The organism is Nocardia sp. NPDC057455 (assembly GCF_042802775.1).
Lineage (GTDB): Bacteria > Actinomycetota > Actinomycetes > Mycobacteriales > Mycobacteriaceae > Nocardia.
The window spans coordinates 1-3520 of the sequence record NZ_JBHVDM010000173.1 but is presented as its reverse complement, the minus strand read 5'-3'; the positions used below and the strand labels follow the sequence as shown (position 1 = coordinate 3520).

At 67.5% G+C, this 3520-nt stretch carries 4 protein-coding genes and 1 pseudogene; all 5 read left to right on the top strand.

Features of this window, described 5'->3' with window-relative positions; genetic code table 11:
- Positions 1–1104, top strand: a pseudogene (locus ACFU5M_RS34000) (hypothetical protein); the annotation flags it as partial.
- Positions 1105–1109: 5 nt separating this feature from the next.
- Positions 1110–1493, top strand: a complete 384-nt coding sequence (locus ACFU5M_RS33995) for a hypothetical protein (protein WP_379055642.1) — start codon at positions 1110–1112, stop codon at positions 1491–1493.
- The gene (locus tag ACFU5M_RS33990) at positions 1490–1735 is read left to right on the top strand and encodes a hypothetical protein (RefSeq protein ID WP_379055640.1); all 246 of its coding nucleotides are present in this window, start codon (positions 1490–1492) and stop codon (positions 1733–1735) included. The genes ACFU5M_RS33995 and ACFU5M_RS33990 overlap by 4 nt, the downstream gene beginning before the upstream one ends.
- 13 nt (positions 1736–1748) lie before the next feature.
- Positions 1749–2450, top strand: coding sequence for a hypothetical protein (locus ACFU5M_RS33985; RefSeq protein WP_379055638.1), 702 nt, complete (start codon positions 1749–1751; stop codon positions 2448–2450).
- A 3-nt stretch (positions 2451–2453) separates the two neighbouring features.
- Positions 2454–3520: hypothetical protein (locus ACFU5M_RS33980; RefSeq protein WP_379055636.1), on the top strand; the 1067-nt coding region annotated here is incomplete at its 3' end.

Sequence of the window (3520 nt, the reverse complement as noted above, 5' to 3'; positions counted from 1 at the left end):
ACCGGCGGCGCCGGCGCCGCGGCCGGGACCACCGACGCCAGCGTTCCGACGCTGGCGATCACCCAATCGCAGGCGCGCGGCGGGTTCATCCGCCTTGCTGGCGGCGTCGAGAAACGGACCGTGTCATGGTTCGGATCCGGGGTCACGAACATCACCGAGTTTCGAGTCGTCATCAACAAGATGTCGGCGAATGGCGATCTGACCAAGGTTCACGAGTCGGCGAACCTCGTCGGACAGCTCACCGGGTCGATGAGCCATCAGCAATACGTGATCCCGACCGGCATCGACGGATACCTCGGTGAGGCCGGCGACTGCCTACACGTCGAACTACGTCTCGTCGGGACCGGAACCCATTCGGTCATGGGCATCACGACCCCGTCGATTACCCCGCTGCCCGGGTTCCGGCCGACCAAGGTCGGGACGGTCCGCAATTCCGGTACCGGATCGGCGCCGTCGTCGATCGCCGACGCGAGCGTCGTCTACGCCGACTCTGTGCCGTGGATCGACACCGGCGCCGACATCGGGCAAACCAGTACCCCGCGGGTGTGGATCGACGACGCCAACCGCGCCGCTGTCGGCCCGAACTGGGCGCTACGGTCGACCACGGGCGCAATGACGATCACCGACAACGCCTTCGCCTACAGCGGTTCGACCGACGGCACACAAGGCGGGTTGTGGGTGTACCCGCTGTCGAGCGACTACGCCCGCGTCCAATGCCAGATGCGCACCCTCGCCGATACTGCCGAGTCGCGAATCGTGCTCTGTTCCAACAATACGATGACGAACTATGCCGCGCTCGAGATGGAAGACAGCGACATCCGCATCGTCACCGGAACGTCGGTCTCGTCGACCACGACCCGCGCGAGCCTCGCGATAGCCAACACCGACACCGACGGGTTCGCGCTGGAATACAACCCGCTCGACAACACCTTCCGCGCCTATAAGGGCGAGGACCCGACACCGGTGCTGTCGTGGCCCGACACCGGCAACGTCGTGTTGCACGGCGCCGGGCACCGGTTCGCAGGCCTCGCGCTGACCCGCGACCCGTTCCAGTCCAGCGGCCGCATCGATTCATGGATGGCCTACGACGTTGTACAGGAGTGAGCACGTTGACCACACCCGACCCGCTCGTCGCCCCGCCGGCGACCAAGACACTTCCGATCACCCTCGACGGCGACCTCGTCGTCGACTTCCGCAACCGCGACCCGGCGAACGCAGCCGCCTATCTCGACTACCCGCCCGGCGTCGTCGGTGTGTTCACCATTTACACCGACCTCGCCGAACCCGGTGTCGAACGGATCACCGCGACCGCCGACCCCGACGGCTATCACATGCTCATCAGGATTCCGGCGGCGCAGCTCAACAGCGTGAAAGACCTCACTCTGTGGGGCTACCGGGTCCGGTACCCCGACCCCGGGTTCGTCGACGGGTTCTACGACCGGCCGATCGTGGCCGGCGAAGTGCAGCGCGCGGACGGGCGGGCGGCGCTGTGAGCGAGGTCGTGATCGAGGTGTCGGTACCGCAGGCGGCCGACATCGCCGCGGCCGCCGACCCCGTCGACGTCGTCGCCGACCCGGCCGGCGCAACCGTCCTCGTCGTACCGACACCGGGCCCGCCGTCGCCGCTTACCTCCGGCGAACTCGCACAGATCACCGACGACGCCGTCGAACAGGTACTCGCCGCCATCGAACCGCCCGTGAACCTCGTCCTGTGGTTCGAGAACCAGATCACGTAAGGAGCCCCGACCCGTGTCCCTCACACAACAGATTCTCGACCTGATCACCCGGACCGGAACCGAGGTCAAGTCGATCCGGGCCGCTATCGGCAACCTCGCCTCGCTGTCGACGACCGAAAAAGGGTCGCTCGTCGGCGCGCTGAACGAGGTCGCCGCGAGCAGCGGCGCCGGACCGATCGACGCCGACGACATCACCGACGCCACCACGACCGGCAAGGCGGTATTGCGCGCCACCGACCCCACCACGGCGCGCGGCGCGATCGGCGCCGGTACCTCGAACCTCACCCTCGGGACGACCGGCACGACCGCGAAGGCAGGCAACTGGACACCCGCGGCCGCCGACATCACCGACTCGACCACCCTCGGGCGCGCCGTGCTCACCGCCGCCAACGCCGCCGCCGCCCGCCTGTCCCTCGACGTCCCCTCGACCGCCGACACCGCGGCCGCCATCACGGCAGAACTCGACGCGCTCGTCGCCGGCGCGCCGGGCACGCTGGACACACTGACCGAGATCGCCGCGGCGCTGGGCAACAACCCGGACGCGATCACCGAGATACTCGCCGCGCTCGGCAACCGGGTTCGCGTCGACGCCGCGCAGACGCTCGACGCCACGCAGCGCGCGACCGCGCGCACAAACATCGACGTCTACAGCAAAGCCGAAATCGGCGACATAACAACCGATTTCGTCGCGGCATTCAACGCGGCGATTGCCTGAACCATGAGCCTTGTCTCTCAACTGACCGCGCTCACCGAGGCTGTCGGCGCGCAAGTCAAGAAAATGTGGCGCGGCGAGCCGTACACGGGCAACCTCGACGCGGCACCGATGGGTTGGTCCGCGGTCGCCACGGCGAGCGCGTCGAACCATCCCGGCCTCGGCGACGGCGTCGCGCTGACCATGCGCAACAGCGACGACACGGTGCGCGCACAGATGTTCTATGCCTACGCCGGAACCTACGCGGTGCGCTACCGGTCCGGCGGGACGTGGGGCGCCTGGTCGCCGTTCTACTCCGGACACGAGGCGTGGAGCGACATCACCAGCAAACCAACCTCGTTCACCCCGGCCGCACACAGTCACGCAATCAGCGAAATAACATCGCTGACAGCGGTTCTCGACGACAAAGCGGGTTTGTCGCCGCTGCGTACCGTGGTGCTTCCGTTCTCGAACGGTGGCCTCGGCGGCACGGTGGCCGGGTCGCTGGCCTCGGCGACCGCCGGATCCGACCGGTTCGTGTTCAAGCCGTTCGAGGACGTCGAACAATGGTGGTGGAACATCCGTCACCGCGACTACGCGCAGACAGCGAAAACGGCGGCGACGCTGACCAAGGTCATAGCCGGTACGCACTCGCGGTCGAACACCGCCCCGGCCGCCGAGACCGGAAGTTTCGTCGGCAACGCCGCAACAACCGTCGTCGCGACCTCGCAAACGATCCCGGGCGACGGGACGTGGTACACCTCGCCGGCGATCACATCCGCGCTGTTCACGGGCATGACCGAGTATCTGATCGGGTTCGGTTGGACAATCAGTCCGAGTACCGCGGTGCAGCTCGGCGCCGGCCGCTCGTGGCATTGGACCAACGCGACCAGCGGTGTCGACCCGACCGTCGCCGGATCCGGGGCGACGCAAACATACCTGCCGTTCGACTGGCGTCTCGACTGCCAATACACCACCCGCCGGCGCATCACCCTCGTCATCGGCGATTCGATCGGCGAGGGCATCCAAGGCAGTAACACCGCGCTCGCACCGACCACGCTCGCACGCAACGCCTTCAACATCTGGGCCGCGCG